At 70.5% G+C, this 19,669-nt stretch carries 14 protein-coding genes and 1 riboswitch; of the genes, 3 read left to right on the forward strand and 11 right to left on the reverse strand.

Going from position 1 to position 19,669, the window contains the following annotated elements; genetic code table 11:
• Positions 1-16: 16 nt before the first annotated feature.
• From menC to AC25Y0_RS07105, 9 genes are read right to left on the reverse strand one after another with little or no spacing between them, the layout of a single operon-like run.
• Positions 17-1,117 carry an o-succinylbenzoate synthase gene (gene menC, locus AC25Y0_RS07065; RefSeq protein WP_488121953.1) on the reverse strand — a complete coding sequence of 367 codons (1,101 nt, stop codon included), beginning with the start codon at positions 1,115-1,117 and terminating at the stop codon, positions 17-19.
• Positions 1,114-1,920: a GNAT family N-acetyltransferase gene (locus tag AC25Y0_RS07070; protein ID WP_488121952.1), complete on the reverse strand. Its 807-nt coding sequence runs from the start codon at positions 1,918-1,920 to the stop codon at positions 1,114-1,116. Before AC25Y0_RS07070 ends, menC begins: the two co-directional genes overlap by 4 nt.
• Positions 1,917-3,041, reverse strand: a complete 1,125-nt coding sequence (locus AC25Y0_RS07075) for a M20 family metallopeptidase (RefSeq protein ID WP_488121951.1) — start codon at positions 3,039-3,041, stop codon at positions 1,917-1,919. The genes AC25Y0_RS07070 and AC25Y0_RS07075 overlap by 4 nt, the downstream gene beginning before the upstream one ends.
• A complete protein-coding gene (locus AC25Y0_RS07080) occupies positions 3,038-6,442 on the reverse strand; it encodes a serine hydrolase (RefSeq protein WP_488134432.1) in 3,405 nt (1,134 codons plus the stop codon). The genes AC25Y0_RS07075 and AC25Y0_RS07080 overlap by 4 nt, the downstream gene beginning before the upstream one ends.
• A complete protein-coding gene (locus AC25Y0_RS07085) occupies positions 6,439-7,212 on the reverse strand; it encodes an ABC transporter ATP-binding protein (protein WP_488121949.1) in 774 nt (257 codons plus the stop codon). The genes AC25Y0_RS07080 and AC25Y0_RS07085 overlap by 4 nt, the downstream gene beginning before the upstream one ends.
• Entirely contained in the window at positions 7,209-9,110 is a 1,902-nt protein-coding gene (locus AC25Y0_RS07090; protein WP_488121948.1) for a dipeptide/oligopeptide/nickel ABC transporter permease/ATP-binding protein, read from the reverse strand. Before AC25Y0_RS07090 ends, AC25Y0_RS07085 begins: the two co-directional genes overlap by 4 nt.
• Positions 9,110-10,105 (reverse strand): ABC transporter permease, encoded by a 996-nt coding sequence (locus AC25Y0_RS07095; RefSeq protein WP_488121947.1) that lies wholly within the window; start codon positions 10,103-10,105, stop codon positions 9,110-9,112. Before AC25Y0_RS07095 ends, AC25Y0_RS07090 begins: the two co-directional genes overlap by 1 nt.
• A 55-nt stretch (positions 10,106-10,160) precedes the next feature.
• Positions 10,161-11,765, reverse strand: coding sequence for an ABC transporter substrate-binding protein (locus AC25Y0_RS07100; RefSeq protein WP_488121946.1), 1,605 nt, complete (start codon positions 11,763-11,765; stop codon positions 10,161-10,163).
• Between the two features lie 38 nt (positions 11,766-11,803).
• Positions 11,804-13,192, reverse strand: coding sequence for a serine hydrolase domain-containing protein (locus AC25Y0_RS07105; protein ID WP_488121945.1), 1,389 nt, complete (start codon positions 13,190-13,192; stop codon positions 11,804-11,806).
• A 121-nt stretch (positions 13,193-13,313) separates the two neighbouring features.
• On the opposite strand from AC25Y0_RS07105, the gene AC25Y0_RS07110 reads away from it, so the two are divergent.
• On the forward strand, positions 13,314-13,850 hold the full coding sequence (locus AC25Y0_RS07110) for a hypothetical protein (protein ID WP_488121944.1): 537 nt from the start codon (positions 13,314-13,316) through the stop codon (positions 13,848-13,850).
• A 5-nt stretch (positions 13,851-13,855) separates the two neighbouring features.
• Here the strand turns inward: AC25Y0_RS07110 and AC25Y0_RS07115 are convergent, their stop codons facing one another.
• Positions 13,856-14,737, reverse strand: coding sequence for a bifunctional methylenetetrahydrofolate dehydrogenase/methenyltetrahydrofolate cyclohydrolase (locus AC25Y0_RS07115; protein WP_488121943.1), 882 nt, complete (start codon positions 14,735-14,737; stop codon positions 13,856-13,858).
• Positions 14,738-14,845: 108 nt separating this feature from the next.
• The gene (gene glyA / locus AC25Y0_RS07120; RefSeq protein WP_488121942.1) at positions 14,846-16,120 is read right to left on the reverse strand and encodes a serine hydroxymethyltransferase; all 1,275 of its coding nucleotides are present in this window, start codon (positions 16,118-16,120) and stop codon (positions 14,846-14,848) included.
• A 43-nt stretch (positions 16,121-16,163) separates the two neighbouring features.
• Positions 16,164-16,248: riboswitch (ZMP/ZTP riboswitch) on the reverse strand.
• Positions 16,249-16,425: 177 nt separating this feature from the next.
• Here glyA and nagA point away from each other — a divergent pair.
• Both nagA and AC25Y0_RS07130 read left to right on the forward strand, forming a co-directional pair.
• The gene (gene nagA / locus AC25Y0_RS07125; RefSeq protein WP_488134433.1) at positions 16,426-17,592 is read left to right on the forward strand and encodes an N-acetylglucosamine-6-phosphate deacetylase; all 1,167 of its coding nucleotides are present in this window, start codon (positions 16,426-16,428) and stop codon (positions 17,590-17,592) included.
• Positions 17,593-17,934: 342 nt separating this feature from the next.
• Entirely contained in the window at positions 17,935-19,626 is a 1,692-nt protein-coding gene (locus tag AC25Y0_RS07130; protein ID WP_488134434.1) for a sigma-70 family RNA polymerase sigma factor, read from the forward strand.
• Positions 19,627-19,669 lie beyond the last annotated feature (43 nt).

The following is a 19,669-nucleotide window of genomic DNA, read 5'->3' on the forward strand; positions in this document are numbered from 1 at the left end:
GGGGAGCATATCCGGGTCAGAGGCGAACCCACTCCGTCACCGTCGTCAGCCCGTCGAGCACGTCGTCCAGCGGCGTGACGCCGAGTCCCGGGCCCTGCGGGACGGTGAGATGACCGTCGCGCATGACGAAGGGCTCGGTGATGTCGACCTCGTAGAACCGATCGCTCGCCGACACGTCTCCGGGAAGCGTGAACCCCGGCAGCGACGCGAGCGCGATGTTCGCCGCCCGGCCGAGCCCCGATTCCACCATGCCGCCGCACCACACGGGGATGCCGTGCGCCGCCGCCAGATCGTGGATGCGACGCGCCTCGAGGTAGCCCCCGACGCGACCCGGCTTGATGTTGATGACACTCGTCGCGCCGAGCCGGATCGCAGCGGCGGCGGTCTGTGCCGAGGTGATCGACTCGTCGAGGCAGATCGGCGTGCGCACGACCTTGGCGAGGTCGGCGTGGCCGAGCACATCCTCCTCTTCGAGGGGCTGCTCGATGAGGAGCAGGTCGAAGTCGTCGAGCCTGGCGAGATGGCGCGCATCTCCGAGCGTGTACGCCGTATTCGCGTCGACCTGCAGCAGCACGTCGTCGCCGAACTCCTCACGCACGGCCCGCACGACATCGACGTCCCAGCCGGGCTCGATCTTGAGCTTGATGCGCACGTAGCCCTCGTCGAGGTAGCCGCGCACGGCGTCCAGCAGCTCGGGTACAGAGTCCATGATGCCCACCGACACGCCGCACGGCACCGTGTCGCGCGTCGACCCGAGCTCCCGCGCGAACGAGCGACCCTCGGTACGCAGCTCGGCGTCGAGGACCGCCATCTCAAGGGCAGCCTTGGCCATGCGGTGACCTTTGAACCGGGCAAGCGCCGCCCCGACGCCGTGAGCATCCCGCACACCGGCGAGCGCCGGTATGAAATGCCGCTTCATGACGTCGATGGCTCCCTCGGTGTACTCGGGTGAGTAGACCGGGTTGGGCAGCGTGACGCACTCCCCCCACCCCTGCGCACCGTCGGTGACGGCGCGCACGAGCAGGATGTCGCGCTCGGTCTGCGTGCCGAACGACGTGCGAAACGGCGAAACGAGCGGCATCGCGACGCGTCTCAGCTCGAATCCCTCGAGTCTCATCGGTGGTCTCCTTCTCTCACGATGTAGCCCGCCGACCGGTCGTAGCCGACGATGCGTCCTCCCGCGGCGAGCAGAGCGGACAGTTGCTCCCGCACGTCGCGGCGCCACACGCGGGCCTCCGCCGGGTCGGTCGACCGCAGCTCCTCGATCCGCTCGGGGAGCGCCACGCTGACGTGCCCCGCTGTGTGCGGATCGACCCGGCGAGCGGATCCGGATGCCGCGGCCTGCACGACGTCGTCGGCGAGCTCCCAGCGCACGAGCAGACGGTCGGTCTCGTCGTCGCCGTTGATGGCATCGGACATCGCCCCGTAGAAGTTCGGAAGGTACTCGAGAGGACGCGCCCGCAGCTTCTCGACGTTGAAGTACGCGTTGCGCGAGATGAGCGGATCGAAGGTCCACTCGATCGCCTCGATGTCGCGCTCGAGCGCCCAGCCGCGCTGATGCAGCTTGAGTGCGAACCCGACCGAGCGACCGCCGTGCGAACCTTGGACACCCGCGATGTGGCTGTGCATCGCGTGCCGGTCGGGCGAGGCGTGGAAGGCGACCGCCGCGCCGATCAGCTCGTCGCCGTCAAACGCGCCGCCGATGTAGTTCCCCGCCTTCGCGAAGGCGCGCAGCAGCTCGGGCGCCATGGGCGGGTTCTCGGCACTTCGACCCCAGATGGCGCAGAGCAGTTCGACGACGGCATGCTCCTCGGCGATGCCCGAGATCTCGCGCACCGTGACCCCCGCCGCCGTCGCGGCGTTCTGTGCCGCCCGGAGCGCGTCGGTCGCGGCGTTCCCGACGTTCAGCAGGTCGGTCACGATGGCATCTCTTCCGCGTCGGAGCGCAGCTCAGTGACGAGCTCGGTGAGCAGCCGGGTGCGCGCCACGAGGTCGGCGATCTGCACGTGTTCGTGCTCGGCGTGCGCTCCGCCGCCGACGGCACCGAGGCCGTCGAGGGTCGGCACACCGACGCCGGCCGTGAAGTTGCCGTCACTCGCTCCACCCACGGCGACCCCCTCGAGGGGCGCGAAGCCGAGGCGCTCGGCGGTCGCCTGCGCGAGCGGGAACAGACGAGCGGATGCCGCAGACTCCAGCGGCGGGCGGTTGATGCCCCCGTGCACCTGGACCCTCGCACCCGGGACCGTCGGGACGAGTGAGCGCAGCGCCTCATCCACCCGCTCCTGCTCGAGCGCCGTCTGCGCGCGGACGTCGATCCAGAAGGAAGCCCGGGCGGGCACCGTGTTGGTGGTCGTGCCGGAGCCCGCGACCGTCGGAGTCACCGAGGTGCCCGCGGTCGCGTCGCCGAGGGTGGCGACGGCGAGCACGAGGTGGGCGAGCTCGATCGTGGCGTTGACGCCCTTCTCGGGCTCCAGTCCCGCGTGGGCGCCGAGGCCGTCGACGGCGATCTCGTACAACGAGACGCCTTTGCGTGCGATCTTGAGGGCGCCGCCGTCGGCGGAGGCCTCGAGAACGAGCGCGGCACGCGCGCCGGCAGCGGATTCCTCGATGAGACCGCGCGACGTCGGCGAGCCGAGCTCTTCGTCGCCCGTCACGAGCAGCGTCACGCCGTCGCGATCGTCGAGGGCGGCCAGGGCGTGCAGGGCCATCGCGAGACCCGACTTCATGTCGAAACATCCCGGTCCGCGCATCACGCCGTCGATCACCGAGAACGGCAGACGCCCGAGGGTGCCGATCGGCCAGACGGTGTCGTGGTGGGCGACGACGAGCACGCGGGTGGTGTCGCCGAAGCGCCAGCGCAGGTGCGTCACTCCGTCGATCACGATCCGCTCCGGAGCGACGCCGAGGAGTTCTTCGCCCACGGCGGTGACGACGTCGGCGGAGCGGGCGACGGCAGCAAGATCGGCCGAGGGCGATTCGCACTCGACGAACCGGCGGATCGAGTCGACGAGCGTGTCGATGTCTACGTGGGCCGTGATCATGCCGGCGCTCCGACCTTCTCACGGTCCTCGGAGGGCGCAGCCGGGGCCACATCGCTCGAGACCTTCGGGGTCGCGCGTGCGCCGAAGTGCACGTACTCCTCGCCCGTGGGCAGGGCGTAGAACGTCAGCGTCGCCCAGGTCTGCGTACCGGGGGCCCGCACGGCCCACAGTCGCTCGTCGAGTCCGACGAGGTCGTACTCCTCGACGGGGTCGGGCATCATCTCGGCGAGCGGCCCGAGGGTCGTCGTGCGCAGCGTGGCACCGCCGTCGACCTCGAGGATCTCCATCCGCACCGAGGCCCGCTCGTACGTGCCGACGAGGGGCGTGATGTCGATGTCGAGGGGCTCGTCGGGCACCGACACGGGCGACTTCATCTTGAGCCCGGAGAGCTCGGCGAACACCTCGCGGTAGAGGTCTTCGTAGAGGTCTCGCGTGTTGCCGCCGTTCGTGAGCAGCGTTACGGCGACGCCGGACTCGGGATGGATGCGCAGGAACGCCGCCTGCCCGAGCGTGTTGCCGTCGTGACCGTAGAGACGCTCGCCGTTCCACTCGAAGCGGATCCAGCCGAGGCCCCACGAGTCGCCGAGCACGTGCTTGTCGGGCACCTCGGCGTGGAACTCATTCATCGCCGCGACCGAGCGCTCCTCGAGCAGGCGCGTGCCGTCGGCGGCGAGACCGCCCGCGAGGTGGAGGCGCGCGAACGCCAGGACGTCCTCGGCACGTGCCGTGATGAGACCGGCGGGGCCCACCGAGCGCGGCAGCAGGAAGGCGGGCGTCACGATCTGCTCGCCGCCAGCGTCGACGTGACCGACGGCGGCGCCGTAGAGAATCGCATCCTCGGGGAGCGTGACGGTGTGGGTGAGGCCGAGGGGCTCGTAGAGCAGCTCGCTGAGGGCCGCATCCCACGTCTTGCCCGTCACGACCTCGATGATCCGGCCGAGGATCGAGTACCCCGAGTTGCAGTACGACCAGGTCGCACCGAGGGGGTGGTTGCGGCCCGCGGTGCCGAGCAGGTCGACGTACTTCTCGACGGCGTCGTCGCCGCGGCCCGTGTCGGTGAAGATGTCGCCGTCGATGCCGCTCGTGTGGGTGAGCAGATGCCAGACGGTGACGCCCTCCGTGATCTCGTCGTCGACGAGCCGCACGCGCGGGAGGATGTCGGCGACTTTCGTGTCCAGCGAGAGCCTGCCCTCGTCGACGAGGCGCATGACGACGGTCGCCGTCCACACCTTCGAGATCGACCCGATCTGGAAGATCGAGTCCTTTGTGACGGGCGCGACCTCGAGGTTCTTGTTGAGCGTGCCGTGGACGGCGGTGATGACCTCGTCGGTGCGACCTTCATGCATCCGCAAAATGCCCAGCTGCGCCCCCGGCACGCCGTGGCGCTTCGCGAGGGCGGTCAGCCGACGCTCCCAGTGCTCCGCGTCGATCGCGGCGGGTCGGGGCCCTGCGGCATCGCCGGCGTAGCGCTCGACCCAGTCGATGACGCGCTCGTTGTAGTCGATGCGGTGGCTCGGTCGCCCGAGGATCGGGAAGATGTGGCTGCCGCCGGGGTAGAGCACGAGCCGCGTCGGCACATCGCGCTCGCGCAGTGCCGTGTGCCACTGGCGCGCCTGGTCGACGGGGCAGCGCAGGTCGGCGTCGCCGTGCAGCACGAGAGTCGGCGTCGTGACGTTCTCGACCTGCGCGTAGGGCGACATCTCGGAGAGACGTTCGCGATCCGCGCTGCTCCACGGCATCGCCCCGATCTCGAAGACGTTGAGCAGGTGCGCGTCGTCGCTCGTCCCGCTGATGCTCACGAGGTCGCTCACGACACCGCCCGCGACAGCGGCCGCGAAACGGTCGTCGCGGCTCGTGAGGTAGCACGTCATGAACCCGCCGTAGCTGTACCCGGTCACCGCGAGTCGCGCGGGGTCGGCGAGTCCTTCCGCGACGAGCTGGTCGACCGGTTCGAGGAAGTCCTTCGCGTCGATGACGCCCCACTGTCCGTTGACGGCTGTGAAGAACTCCTCGCCGTAGCCGTCGCTGCCGCGCGGATTGAGCATCACGATCGTCCAGCCGCGTGCGGCGAGCACCTGGTGATACAGGTGCATGTCGTCGACCGCTCCGTTCCAGGCGTTGTGCGGGCCGCCGTGCACGTCGACGAGGAGAGGCGTGGCACCGGACACCTCGGGGTCGCGCAGGATCCACCCCTGCACCGTCACGCCGTCGCTGATCTCGAACTCGCGCGACTCCCGCACGAACAGCTCGATGCCCTCGGGAGCCGAGCCCTGCGACGTCACGACCTCGCGCGTGCCGGCGGCGAGATCGAGCCGCACGATCTCGCCGAACGAGGTAGGCCCCGACGCCGCGATCGCCGCAACGTCACCGGCGACGGACAGGCCCGCCACGACGATGCCGTCGCCGCCGTGGACGAGCCGAGGCTCGCCGCCCGTGAGCGCGACGGCATACAGGTGCGAGCACCCGCGGTCGCGCACGGCGAAGAGCACATCGCCCGAAGCGGTCACCTGCGGGATCGCGCCGGGATAAGCCGGTGCGCCGGGCATGACGTTGCGATCGAGGGATGCCGCGAGCTCGACGGCCTCGCCGGTGGCGGCATCCACGCGGTAGAGCCGCGCGATGCCGAGGGGCTCAGCCGCCCAACCCACGACGACGAACTGCGTGCCATCCGGCGTGTATGAAACGGTCATGGCGCAACCCTCGGCGAATGCCGCGACGCGCGGCGCTGCGGCGGGATCGGCGGGATCGACGACGTGCACGGCCGCGCGGAAGACGAGGTCGCTCGTGCCGTCGGGCGCGGCCGTGTACGCGATGCGCGAGCCGTCGGGCGACCACGCGGGGCTCATCGCCTGCGCGTCCGTAGACGTGAGCTGCTGCACGTCGCCCGAGGCGAGGTCGAGCACGTGCACCTGCATCCGCATGCCGCGGAGGTACCCCGTGCCGTCGGCTTCGTAGCCGACACCGTCCGTCACCATGGGACTCGTCGAGCGCTTCGCGCGGTCGTCATCGGTCTCATCGCCGTGCGCCTCGAGCTCGACCGGTGCCACGAAGGCGATGCGGGTGCCGTCGGGCGAGAACACCGCGGATCCAGCACCGAGAGGCAGGTGCGTGCGTTGCTGCGCCTCGCCGCCGGCGACCGGTAGCGTCCACAGCTGGCTCTCGCGCAGGAAGGCGAGGGTCTGACCGTCGGGCGAGAACACCGGTGCCGAGTCGGACGAGCCCTGCGTGAGGCGGCGGGCCGAGCCCGCGGCATCCGTCGTCCACAGCGTCGTGGTGGGTCGATCAGCGTCGCCGTCGACGCCGCCCACGACGTACGCGATGCGCGCGCCACCGGGCGCGAGGGCCGGCTGGCTCGGCAGAGTGAGCTGGACCAGGTCGTCGGTGCGGAGTCTGCGGGTCACGGGGTGCTCCTCGAAGGATCGGAATGGGAAGGTACTCGGCCGGGAATGGCGGCGAGAAGCTCGCGCGTGTAGGGATCGCACGGTCGGGAGAGGACGTCGGCGGTCGGACCCTCTTCGACGATGCGCCCGCGGTGCATGACCGCGACACGCGATGCGACGTAGCGGACGACGGCGAGGTTGTGCGAGATGAAGAGCATCGACAGTCCGAGCTCGGCCTGCAGTTCGCGCACGAGGTTCAAGATCGCGCCTTGGATCGAGACGTCCAGCGCCGAGGTGATCTCGTCGGCGATGAGCACGTCGGGTCGCCCCGCGAGGGCGCGGCCGATCGCGACGCGCTGACGCTGACCGCCGGACAGCTGCGACGGGTAGGCCCCGGCACGGGCCGGGTCGAGGTGCACGAGTTCGAGGAGCCGCTCGACCTCGGCGCGCTGCGCCGCGCGGGACAGCCCCTTCGGGAGGGTCTCGGCGATGCTCGCGCCGATGGTCATGCGCGGATCCAGCGACGAGTACGGGTCCTGGAACACCATCTGCAGCGGACGCCGGCCGCGACGCACATCGATCGGTCGGTCATCGAGCAGGATGCGCCCCGCGTGCAGCGGGGTGAGGCCCACCGCCGCGCGGGCGAGGGTGGATTTTCCCGAACCGGACTCGCCCACGAGGCCGAGCACCTCGCCGTGCGGCACCGTGAGGCTCACGTCGTCGACGGCGGTCATCGCCCCGGCACCTCGTCCGAAGCGCACCGTGACGGCCTCGAAGCGCAGTTCGCTCATACGACGACCTCCTCCGCGTCGCGCGCGGGCTCCGTCACGGCTGGCAACGGTTCGCCGGCGTGCCAGCACGCGACGCGGATGCCGGCGGCATGTGTCACGAGGGGCGGTGAGGCCGCGCGGCAGTGCGCATCGGCGAGGGGGCAGCGCGACGCGAAGGCGCAGCCCGGCGGCACCTGGGCGGGGTCGACGGGTCGACCGCCGATCGTCGCGAGGGGCTGATCGATGTCGGTGGTCATGTCCGGGACGGCCGCGAGGAGAGCTCTGGTGTAGGGATGCTGCGCGCGCGAGAGCTCTGCCGCGGGCAGGTCCTCGACGATCCGCCCGGCGTACATGACGAGCACCCGATCGCAGATCTCGGAGACGACCGAGACGTCGTGACTGATCAGCAGGATCGCGACGTCGTTCTCGTCGCGGATGGTCCGGAGCAGATCGAGGACCTGGCGCTGCACCGTCACGTCGAGAGCCGTCGTCGGCTCGTCGGCGATGATGAGGCGCGGGCTGCCCATGAGCCCCATGCCGATCATGGCGCGCTGGCGCATGCCGCCGGAGAACTCGTGCGGATACTGCCGCGCGCGGCGCTCGGGGTCGGCGATGCGCACCGCCCCGAGGCGATCGACGGCGCGCGCGTGCGCCTCGCGGCGCGTCATGCCGTGGTGCTGCGCCGAGAGCTCGGCGAGCTGTCCGCCGATGCGCTTGGTGGGGTTGAAGCTCGTCATCGGGTCCTGGAAGACCATCGCGAGCGACGTGCCGAGGAGTCGGCGGTGCGAGGCGGGGCTTCCCGCGAGAAGGTCGGCCCCGGCGAACCGCAGCGTCTCGGCGCCGACGACCCCCGGCGCCTCGACGAGCTGCGCGATGGCGAGCGCCGTCAGCGACTTGCCCGAGCCGGATTCGCCGACGATGCCGACGATCTCTCCCGCACGCAGCGAGAACGAGACGCCACGCACGGGCTGGATGGGACCTGCGCCGCCCGGGAAGGTGACCGTGAGGTCGCGCACGGCGAGCACGTCGTTCGCGGCCGTGGTGGCCGGTGCCGGCTGGGGACGTCGCGGCTGCACGCGGGCGAGCTGCGCGATGAGCCCCGTTGCGTGCACATCGAGCGCCCGCGCGGCGGCTTCGCCCACGAGGTTGAATGCGAGCCCCGCGATGACGACGGCGACGCCGGGAGCGAGGGCGGCGACGGGGTTGATGTAGATGCCCGAGAGGCCCTCCATCATGAGACGGCCCCAGTCGTACTGCGGGGGCTGGACGCCCAGGCCGAGGAACGACAGTCCCGCGAAGGCCAGGAGCGATCCGCCCGCGCCGATCGTCGCGTTGACGATGAGCGGCTCGCCGATGTTGGGCAGGATGTGGCGGAAGAGCACGCGGATGCGTCCGACACCGCCGATGCGCGCGGCGGCGACGAAGTCCCGCGCCGCGATGCCCGCGACGAGCGTGTGGCACAGCCGCGCGAAGGAGGGAGCGCCGGCGAGTCCGATCGCAAGCGTCGCGCCGAGCCAGCCGGTGCCGAAGATGACGGCGAAGAAGAGCGCCAGGAGCAGGCCGGGGAAGGCGACCGCGATGCCGACGAACCAGGTGACGGCGCGCCCCGCGCGCCCGAGGAGGAAGGGCGCGACGCCGAGGATCAGCCCCGCCGTCACGGCGACGAGGGTGGCGGTGAGCGCGAGCGAGACCGACAGCTGCGTCGCGACGAGCACGCGCAGCAGCAGGTCGCGCCCGAGCCCATCCGTTCCGACCGGATGCTCGAGCGACGGCCCCGCGAGGATGTTGCCGGTGTCCATGACGTCGGCCTGCGCGCCCCACAGGAGCGGCGCGAAGGCGGCAGTCGCGAGCACGAGCGCGAGGAGGATCGCGGCGGTGAGGCCGAGGGGCGTGCCGAGCGTGCGGCGTACGGCACGCATCAGTTCTCCGCCACCGTCGTGCGCGGATCCAGCAGCGCGAGCACCGCGTCGACGACGGTGTTGATGACGAGGACGCCCGCGCCATAGACGAGCACGGTGGCCTGCACGACGGGGTAGTCCTTCATCTGGATGGACGAGACGATCGTCGAGCCGAGTCCCGGCCACGCGAAGACGTTCTCGACGAGCACGGTTCCCACCACGAGTGCGCCGAGCAACAGACCCGCGAGCGTGAGGGCCGCCGTGACGGCGTTGGGGAGCGCGTGGCTCAGATAGATCCGCCACGGTGTGAGGCGCTTGGCGCGGGCCGTGCGGACGAAGTCGGCCTCGAGCACACCGAGCATCTCGACGCGCACGATGCGCGCGAGCACGGCCGCCGGCCCGAGCGCGAGCGCGATGACCGGCAGGATGTACGACTCCGGACCGCCTCGCCCCGCGATCGGAAGCCAGCCGAGGCCGACCCCGAAGACGGCGACGAGGGCGACGCCGAGGAGGAAGTCCGGAATCGCCGAGACGAAAACGCTGCCCGAAGCGAAGCCGAGCTCGAGGCGGCGCCCGCGTCCGCGGCGCGTCGCGACGGCGACGGCGACGCCGATCGGAACTGACACGACGACGGCGAAGAGGAAGGCCAGGACCGCGAGACTCGCGGTGGCAGGGAGGCGCTGCGCGATGATGTCGACGACGGGCACGTTCGTCTGGATGGATGTGCCGAAGTCGCCCGTGAAGACGCCCGCGAAGTAGTTCAGGTACTGCACGAGGAGGGGGTCGTTGAGCCCCAGAGACTCGCGGCGCGCGGCGACCAGCTCTGCCGACGCCGTCGCTCCCAGGGCCGAACGCACCGGATCTCCGGGGATGAGGTGGATCATGAGGAACGCCGCCGTCATGAGCACCCATATCGACACCAGCAGACGCCCCGTCCGGCGGAGGATGAACCGGAGCCAGCGATGATCGCGGGCTCGGGGCACCTCCACAGCGGGCGGGGCGACGGCGGTAGTCATGAGCGGTGTTCCTTCCCGCGCCGGATATCGTCCGGCGCGTACACGGGGGTGCGACTCAGGAGGCCAGCATCCGGATGCTGGTGGGGATGATCGTGTCGACCTGATCGAACTCGGCGCCGTTGCCGAAGATCTTCACAACGCTGTTGGCGAAAGGCACGATATCGGCGGCGCGGAAGAGTTCGGCTTCTGCGGCGCTCCACGCGTCGCAGCCGTCGACGCCGGAGATCGTCATGGCCTCAGCCATGCCCGCCTCGTAGGCGTCGTTCTGAATGCCCGCGAAGTTGGTCCCCTCGGGAGCGGCGGGACCCGACACGAAGCCCACGACCTGGTCGGGGTTGTTCACGTTGAGCGGGACCCAGGCGATCTCCCACGCGCCCGTGCCGAAGATCGCGTTCGTGAGGGTCGTCGAGTCGTTCTGCGCGGGGTTGACCTTGACGCCGATCTGCTCCCACGCCTTCGTCGCCAGCTCGGCGGCCGACGTGCCGCCCGTGCCGAGCGAGTTGGCGTACAGGAAGGTGAACTCCAGGCGCTGGCCGTCCTTCTCGCGCACACCATCGGAACCGAGGGTCCAGCCCGCATCGTCGAGTAGCGCATTTGCGGCGTCGACATCGGTCTCGGGCACGTTTCCGGTCACGGAGTCGTACGTGCAGGCCGACGGAGCGACGATCGTGAGGCGCTTGGCGGGGGCGCCCGCGCCGCCGGTCAGCACTTTCTGCAGCTCGGCGAGATCGACGGCCTGCGTCAGCGCCATCCGCACGGCGGGATCACTCGTCGCGTGCCCTTCGCCCTGGTTGTACCACTGCTCGCCGACCAGCGCCTCGATCTCGGTCGAGAACAGGTTCGCGCCGGCGAGACGCTGCGCGTCGGGCCCGACGACCTGCGCGGCGTTGATCTCGCCCGACATCACGAGGTTCGCCGAGGTCGTCTCGTTCGGGATGATGCGCGAGGTGATCGTCGCGGGCATGCCCTGCTCGTCCGTCGTCGCTCCGCCGGGACCCCACGTGTAGCCTTCGCGCAACTCGTACGTGTAGTGGTCGTTGGGAGCCGCTTCGGTGAGCACGTACGGACCCGTGCCGAGGGTCTCAGTCGCGAGACGGTCGCGGTCGGCGAGGCCCGCATCGCACACCATCGGTACGTTCGCGAGGCCCTGCAGCACAAAGGGCGCCGGGGCCCCGAGCGTGAGCGTCACGGTGCTGCCCTCGGCCGTCGCCGTGAGGCCGGGCGCGAGGAACGAACCGAGGAAGGGGCTCTGGTTCTCGGGGTCGCCGATCCAGTCCAGGTTGGCGACCACCGTCTCGGCGGTGAACTCCGAGCCGTCGGAGCATGTGATGCCGTCGGTGAGCGTCAGCGTCACGGTGTCGCCGTCGACGCTCCACTCCTGGGCGAGCTGGCTTCGGATGGCGCCTTCCTCGTCGACGCTGACGAGCGCGTCATAGGCGAACGCCGTGAGCTGGAAGAGAGCGCTCGCGGCGGATGCCTGCGGGTCGAGGGCGCCGGGATCGGTGACCTGCGCGAACGTGAACGCGGCTCCGTCGACGTACTCTCCTGCGCCCGTGGACTCTCCGCCGCCACCGCCTCCGCCGCCCGAACAGGCGGCGAGCGCGACGACGGCGACGACGGCGGTGGCGGCGACCAGCGCCGGCCTGGTGACAGCGTTCATTCGGGTTCTCCTGGAGTTTCGCAGTGCGTTGGATGCGGTCAGTCCGCGCGGCTCATGGCGCGGCCGTAGTGCAGGTACTTCCGGCGACCCGAGCCGTCATCGCCGAGGAACGTGTACACCATGTGCATGTCCTTCATGGCGGGTTCGAGCGCGATGAGCGAGTTGCCGGCGAGGCCGACGATCTCGACGCGCTCGGCCTGCTCGCCCATCTCGAGCGCGAGACCCTTGGGCGTCGTGTCCATCCACAGACGCCCGGCGTCGTCGACGCTCACGGTCATGTCGAAGGTGGAGTTCGAGAAGGCGCCCACGAACGCGGCCGGATCGACCGGGAACGGCTCGGCCGGCGGCAGAGGAAACCCGTGCAGCTCTGCGCCCGCGGCATCCTTCACGATGCGCTTCACAACCGACGAGAACAGCCCCATGACGTCGCCGCCGTTGGTGAGCAGCACGACGGCGATGCCGGCGTCCGGAAGGATGCGCAGGAACGAGGACTGCCCGATCGTGCCGCCGTCGTGGCCGATGATCCGAGGCGATCCATCGACGAAGATCTCCCACCCCAGGCCCCACGCGTCGCCCATTCCGGTCACGAGCGGCAGATCGACGTGCGTGTCCTGCATCGCGCGGACCGAGGCCGCGGACAGCACGCTCGTGCCGTCCTCGGCACGGCCCCCCTCGATGTGCATGCGGGCGAACGTCGCAAGATCGCGGGCGCGCATCGCGAGCATCGAACCGGCCGGTTCGTTCGACTTCGCCAGAGCCCATATGGGCGCGGGCGTCTCGACGCCGTCTTCGCCGGGGCCGACGTGCCCGACGGCGGCGCGGTGCAGGATCGCCTCGTACGCGCTCGGTGCGGTGTGGGTCAGACCCAGCGGCGCCACGAGGTGCTCCATGAGCGCGGCTTCCCACGTCTTCTCGCGAAGAACCTCGATGAGCCGACCGAGCACGATGTAGCCGGCGTTGTTGTAGGCGAACAGCTCGCCCGGCGCGAAGACCTGCGGCAGCTCGGCGAGCGTCGCGACGTAGGTCTCGATCGCATCGTCGCCGCGGCCCGTGTCAGTGAAGACGTCGCCCTCGAAACCGCCCTGGTGGCTGAGCAGCTGCCGCGCCGTGATGACGGATGCCGCGCTCTCGTCGGCGATCCGGAACTCGGGCAGGTACTGCCGCACGGGTGCGTCGAGGTCGAGGAGCCCGTCGTCGACGAGCTGCATGACGAGGGTGGCCGTCCACACCTTGGTGATCGAACCGATCTGGAAAACCGAGTCGGGCGTGGCTTCGACGCCGGTCGCCGTGCTGAGCACGCCGGCGGCCGCGTCGATCACCTCGCCGTCCTTCAGCACGGCAACGGCCGCACCGGGTACTCCGTGCTCGGCCACGAGCCGGGAGAAGTCGGTGCGGAGGAAATCGGCGACATCGGCGATGTTCTGCATCCCCTCACCATAGGAAGCCGATGCCCCCTTGCTTTCGTCCGATCGGATGAAGGTGGCACGTCCGATTCGTCTGACTCGCCGAACGTTGTCGCCGGCGGAGTCACGTGACAGTCTGGGCGTTGTGAAAGCCTGGCTCGTGCGATTCGTCTCGCTCTACGTGTTCAACGTCGTCGTTCTGCTCGTCGTCGGCGGGCTGCTCCCGGCGGTGCGCGTGGGCTGGGCTGCCCTGTGGGCGGGTATCGTCCTCACGGCCGCGACGATCTGGCTCAAACCGCTCATCGGACGGATGTTCCGCGGCGCCGCGGCGAAGTCGGCCGGTCAGCGCACACGGCTCGCCGAGAAGATCGTGCAGTTCGCGCTCGTCTTCGTCGTCGAGCTCATCGTGTGGATCCTCGTGGTCGTCTTCTCGGGCGTCAACGTGTCCGGCTGGTTCTGGGGGTGGGTGATCCCGCCGCTCGCGCTGCTGCTCGCCTGGGTCATCTACGACGCCGTCGACGACAAGATCGAAGCCCGCGCAGGCGCGCTCTACGACCGGGCGACGGGCCGGTCGGTCCGCCCCGCCGGCGCCGCCCCCGAGGCACCCGCGTCAGCGGCAGGTCGTCGCGAACTGAACGACGGCCTCACCGACGAGCAGCGCAAGCTGCTCGACGAGCTCTGACGCGCTCAGGCCAGGGAGCGCTCGGCGGCCTCGACGACGTTCGTCATGAGCAGGGCGACCGTCATGGGGCCCACCCCGCCGGGATTGGGCGAGAGGTAGCCGGCGATCTCGGCGACATCGGGATGCACGTCGCCGTGCACCGTGCTCTTGCCCGACTCGGGGTCGGTCTCGCGCGTCACTCCGACATCGAGCACGGCGGCCCCGGGCTTCACGTGCTCGGGCCGCACGATGTGCTTGACCCCCGCCGCCGCGACGATGACGTCGGCTTCGCGCAGGTGGTGGGCGAGATCGGTCGTGCCGGTGTGGGTGAGGGTCACGGTCGCGTTGATGTCTCGGCGCGTCAGCAGCAGACCGATCGAACGGCCGATCGTCACGCCGCGTCCGACGACGACGACGTGCTTGCCGTTGAGGTCGTAGCCGTTGCGCACGAGCAGCTCGATGACGCCGCGGGGCGTGCACGGCAGGGGCGTCGTGATCGGCGCATTGACGTTGAGCACGAGGCGCCCGAGGTTGGTCGGGTGCAGCCCGTCGGCGTCTTTCGCCGGGTCGATCCGCTCGAGGATCGCATCGGTGTCGATGTGCTTCGGCAGCGGCAGCTGCACGATGTAGCCGTGGCACGAGGCATCCGCGTTGAGGTCGTCGATGACGGCTTCGACCTCTGCCTGCGTCGCGTCTGAAGCGAGCTCGATCTGGATCGAGTTCATGCCGATCGCCTCGGACTGACGGTGCTTCATGCCGACGTACAGCTGTGAGGCGGGATCGGATCCGACGAGCACCGTGGCGATGCCGGGAACGACACCGCGTTCGCGCAGCGCCTCGACGCGTCCTCTCAGCTCGTCCTTGATTTCAGCGGCCGCTGCTTTGCCGTCGAGCGTGATCACCGGCATCCTCATCTCTCTGTCTGTGTCCGCGAAACGGCGACGGCACGTCGCGACGGGTGCGATCCCCCCGTGCTCTCGCCGTCTCGCGGTCTGCGGCTCTCGACCGCGCGGGGCTTACTGCTGCAGGTCGGGGTACAGCGGGAAGGCAGCCGTGAGCGCGGCGACGCGGGCGCGCAGCGCCTCGGTGTCGGCGCCGGGCAGCAACGCGAGGGCGATGATGTCGGAGACCTCGGTGAACTCGGCGTCGCCGAAACCGCGCGTCGCGAGTGCGGGCGTGCCGATGCGCAGACCCGACGTGACCATCGGCGGACGAGGGTCGTTCGGCACCGCGTTGCGGTTCACCGTGATGTGGATGTCGTGCAGCAGGTCTTCGGCCTGCTTGCCGTCGATCGCGGCGTCACGCAGGTCGACCAGCACGAGGTGCACGTCGGTTCCGCCCGAGCGCAGCGTGATCCCGGCATCCTTGACGTCCTGCTGCATCAGCCGGTCGGCGAGGATCGCCGCTCCGCGCAGCACGCGCTCCTGGCGCTCGGCGAACTCGGGCGTGCGGGCCAGCTTGAACGCCGTCGCCTTGGCTGCGATCACGTGCATGAGCGGTCCGCCCTGCTGGCCGGGGAACACGGCCGAGTTGATCTTCTTCGCGATGTCGGCGTCGTTGGTGAGGATGAAGCCCGAGCGCGGCCCGCCGATCGTCTTGTGCACGGTCGACGAGACGACGTGCGCGTGCGGCACGGGGTTGGGGTGGAGGCCCGCAGCGACGAGTCCGGCGAAGTGCGCCATGTCGACCCACAGCAGCGCCCCGACCTCGTCGGCGATCGCGCGGAACGCGGCGAAGTCGAGCTGGCGGGGGTATGCCGACCAGCCCGCGATGATGACCTTGGGCTTGTGCTCGAGGGCGAGGCGACGCACCTCGTCCATGTCGACGACCGAGGTCTCGGCGTCGACGCCGTACGCGACGATGTCGTACAGCCGGCCCGAGAAGTTGATCTTCATGCCGTGCGTGAGGTGGCCGCCGTGATCCAGCGACAGGCCGAGCAGCGTGTCGCCGGGGCGGGCGATGGCGTGCAGCACGGCCGCGTTCGCGGACGCACCCGAGTGCGGCTGGACGTTGGCGAACTCGGCGCCGAACAGCTCTTTCGCACGCTGGATCGCGAGCTCTTCGGCGACGTCGACCTCTTCGCATCCGCCGTAGTAGCGCCGGCCGGGGTACCCCTCGGCGTACTTGTTCGTGAGCACGGATCCCTGCGACTGCAGCACCGAGACGGGCACGAAGTTCTCGGAGGCGATCATCTCGAGGTACCCGCGCTGGCGTTCGAGTTCGCGCTCGAGCACCTGCGCGATCTCGGGGTCGACCTCGGCGAGCGGGGCGTTGAAGAACTTATCGGTCATGACGATCTCCTTGACTGCGGCAATCGGAGGGTGCGAAAGGTCACGCATCGGCCCAGGCGTGCGGTCGAATGCCGTCGTCAGCCGCTCCCCGGTGGTGGCCCACCTCAACGCCAGTCGCGACGCACCGAGCATATCCGATGCCACCCTCGGCCACCCCGACGCGGGCGGTAGTGTGGGCTCCCCGCGCTCCCGACCGTTAGGACGCCCGACGTGACCCCTCCCGGCCGTCTCGGTCCCCCGTCAGCGGCGACGCACGATCCGGATGCCGCGGCACGATCGGCGAGCGCACGCTCTGAGGTCGCGCAGTGACGACCGTCATACACTCCGCTCGACTCGTCGACGGCGGGGGCATCCTCGAGGACGCCTGGGTGGCCTTCGCGGATGACCGGGTGCTCGGGGTCGGAACAGGTGACACATGGCGACCGCTCGTCGAGGGCGCCGACACGATCGTCGACGCGGAGGAGGTCGCGGGCCCCCGCGCCGTGCTCACCCCCGGGTTCATCGACCTGCACACGCACGGCGGGGGCGGTGCCGCCCACGACGACGGGCCCGACGCGATCCGCCGGGCGCGCCGGTTCCACCTGGGTCACGGCACGACGCGCGCCGTGGTCTCACTCGTGACGGCTCCGCTGGACGTGCTCGCCGCGCGCACAGCCGACATCGCGGAGCTGGCCGAGTCCGACCCGACCGTGCTCGGTTCGCACCTCGAAGGGCCGTTCCTCGACCCCCGCCACAGGGGCGCGCACGACGAGTCGCTCCTGCGGCATCCGGACGCCGAGTCCATCGCGCGCCTGCTCGCAGCCGGTCGCGGCACGGTGCGCCAGATGACCCTCGCCCCGGAGCTGCCCGGCGGTCTCGACACCGTGCGGGCGGTCGTCGCGGCGGGCGCGGTCGCCGCCGTGGGGCACACGAGTGCAGATGCCGGCACCGCCGCATCGGCGTTCGACGCGGGCGCGACGCTCATCACACACGCCTTCAACGCGATGCCCGGACTGCACCACCGTGGGCCCGGTCCGGTGGGCGCGGCGACGCGCGACCTCCGGGTGACGCTCGAGCTCATCGTCGACGGAGTGCACCTGCATCCCGAGATCGTGCGCATCGCGTTCGCGGCGGCGCCGGGTCGGATCGCGCTCGTGACGGACGCCATGGCCGCGGCGGGGGCACCGGACGGACGGTACGACCTAGGTTCGCAGGCCGTCGACGTCGAGGGCGGCGTCGCCCGCCTCGCCGGCGGCGGACCGATCGCGGGGTCGACTCTCACGCAGGATGCCGCGCTGCGGCAAACGGTAGCGGCGGGCGTCGCCCTCGAGGATGCCGTCGCGGCGCTCACCACGACACCGGCCCGCGTGCTGGGCCGCGACGATCTCGGCGCGCTCGAACCCGACCGGTCGGCCGATGCTGTTCTGCTCACGAGCGACCTCGACGTGCGCGCCGTATGGCTCGGCGGCACCCCGATCGCCGGCGAGGAATGAGGCGGCCGCTGCACCCCACGTGCAGCGGCCGCGACTCCCCCAGTGAGATCAGGCAAACCCGGAAGCCCTCCCCAGAGCAGTCTTCCGAGCCCGCCTCCGACGACTCCGGACGGTGCGTCCGGCGAATCGCCGTGCCCGACCCCTGCCCCAGGCGGGGAGTGCGAGCAACGTCTCTCACCCATGAGATGGGGGTCGGCACGATCTATGACGCGGGTTTCGAGAGTTCTTTTTCGAGGCGAACGGCGTCGGCACGAGCAGAATGGAAAGCCGCGTGATGAAACCCGCCATGACGCGTCTCTTGAGTGAAGCCGTTGGACCTTCCCTCATCCACCTGGAGTCCGCATGACGATGAACGACGCACAGAGCGCGACCGAGCTCAGCGACGCCGACCTCGTGCTGCGCGCGCGGTCCGGTGACACGTCGGCTTTCGGCGAGCTGTGGCGTCGCCATTACCGCTCCGGCATCGCTGTGGCGAGGTCGGTGTCGTCGTTCGACGCCGACGACCTCGTCCAAGAGGCGTACACGCGGATCTACCAGTCGATTCAGAAGGGCGGCGGTCCGACCGGCTCGTTCCGCGCCTACCTGTTCACAAGCATCCGCAATACGGCCGCCGGATGGGGTCGCGCGCGCAAAGAGACGGCGATCGACGAGCTCGACGCCGTCGAGGACCCCGCGACCGCCGAGCAGGCGACGAACGAGGCGCTCGACCGCGGCCTCACCCACCAAGCGTTCCGCAGCCTTCCGACCCGCTGGCAGGAGGTGCTCTGGTACTCCGAGATAGAGGGCATGAAGCCCGCCGAGATCGCGCCCCTGCTCGGACTCAAGGCGACCGCTGTCGCCCAGCTGGCGTTTCGGGCGCGCGAAGGGCTCCGCGAAGCGTGGATCCAAGCGCACCTGCGCGCGGTCGTCGACGGGTCCGACTGCCAGTGGACGATCGAGAGGCTCGGTGCGCACGTGCGCAACAACCTGGGCCGGCGCGACCACGACAAGGTCCAGTCGCACCTCGCGGAGTGCGCGCGCTGCGCCATCGTGGCCAGCGAGGCCAAAGAGGTGGGCAGCCGCCTCGCGCTCGTGCTGCTGCCGCTCACGATCGGCGCGACCGGAGCTGCGGGATATCTCGCCTCGTTGCAGGGCGGCGCGACACCGATGACCGCTCTCGCCGCCATGCCCGCGGCGGTGACCGACGGTGCGGTGGGGACCGCGGCCGCGCTCGGCGGCGCCGCATCGGCGGCAGCTGCGACATCGGGCGGCGCAGCAGCGGGAGCGGCAGGTGCGACCGTCGCCGGTGGCGCACTGTCGGGTATCGGCGTCATGACAGGCATCGCCGCGGCGGGCCTGCTCGTCATCGGCTCTGTCGTCACGGCCGCCGTCGTCGTGCCGGCCCTGACCTCGGCTCCGGTCGCTGCGCGGGATGCGATCGTCGAACCGGTCGCACAGACGCCGGGCGACGGGCTGAGGGAAACCTCCACCCCCCAGCCGACTCCCCCACTCTTCGCTCCGCTCACCGAAGCTGCACCTCCCGCCGGCACGGCGCCGTCCCCCGAACCGCGCGTCACGGTGCCGCAGCCAAGCGCTTCGCCCGCCCCCGTTCCGCCGCCGTCGGCGATCCCAACCCCGGCCCCCTCCCCGACTCCGTCCCCCGAACCGACCCCTGACCCTGACCCCGACCCCGACCCCGACCCCGACCCCGAGCGTGAGCCTGAGCCTGAGCCGACCGAGCTGCCGGGGCCGGTGCTTCCCGAGGGAAGCCCGTCGGTCGACGACATCTCGGCGTGGTTCGAGGAAACCCGTCTCACTCTCGGCTTCGCCGTCACGGGAGCCCCCGGCGCGCAGGTGCGGGTCACCTACGACGGCGCGGCTCGCGGCGTCCTGCTGCTCGACGAGGCCGGCACCGCGACCATGACCCTGCGTCCGACGGTCGCGCACCTGCTCTTGGGCGCACGCCTCGAGATCCGATACATCGCGGGGGACCAGGTCGGTCCCGGCCGGTCGCACAACGTGCGGGATCTCGTGCCGTTCGACGACCTGCTCTGAGCCGGCGACGACAGTGCGCGAGACGCCGCGCGTAGACTGGAGC

This window comes from Microbacterium sp. Y547 (genome assembly GCF_057669785.1).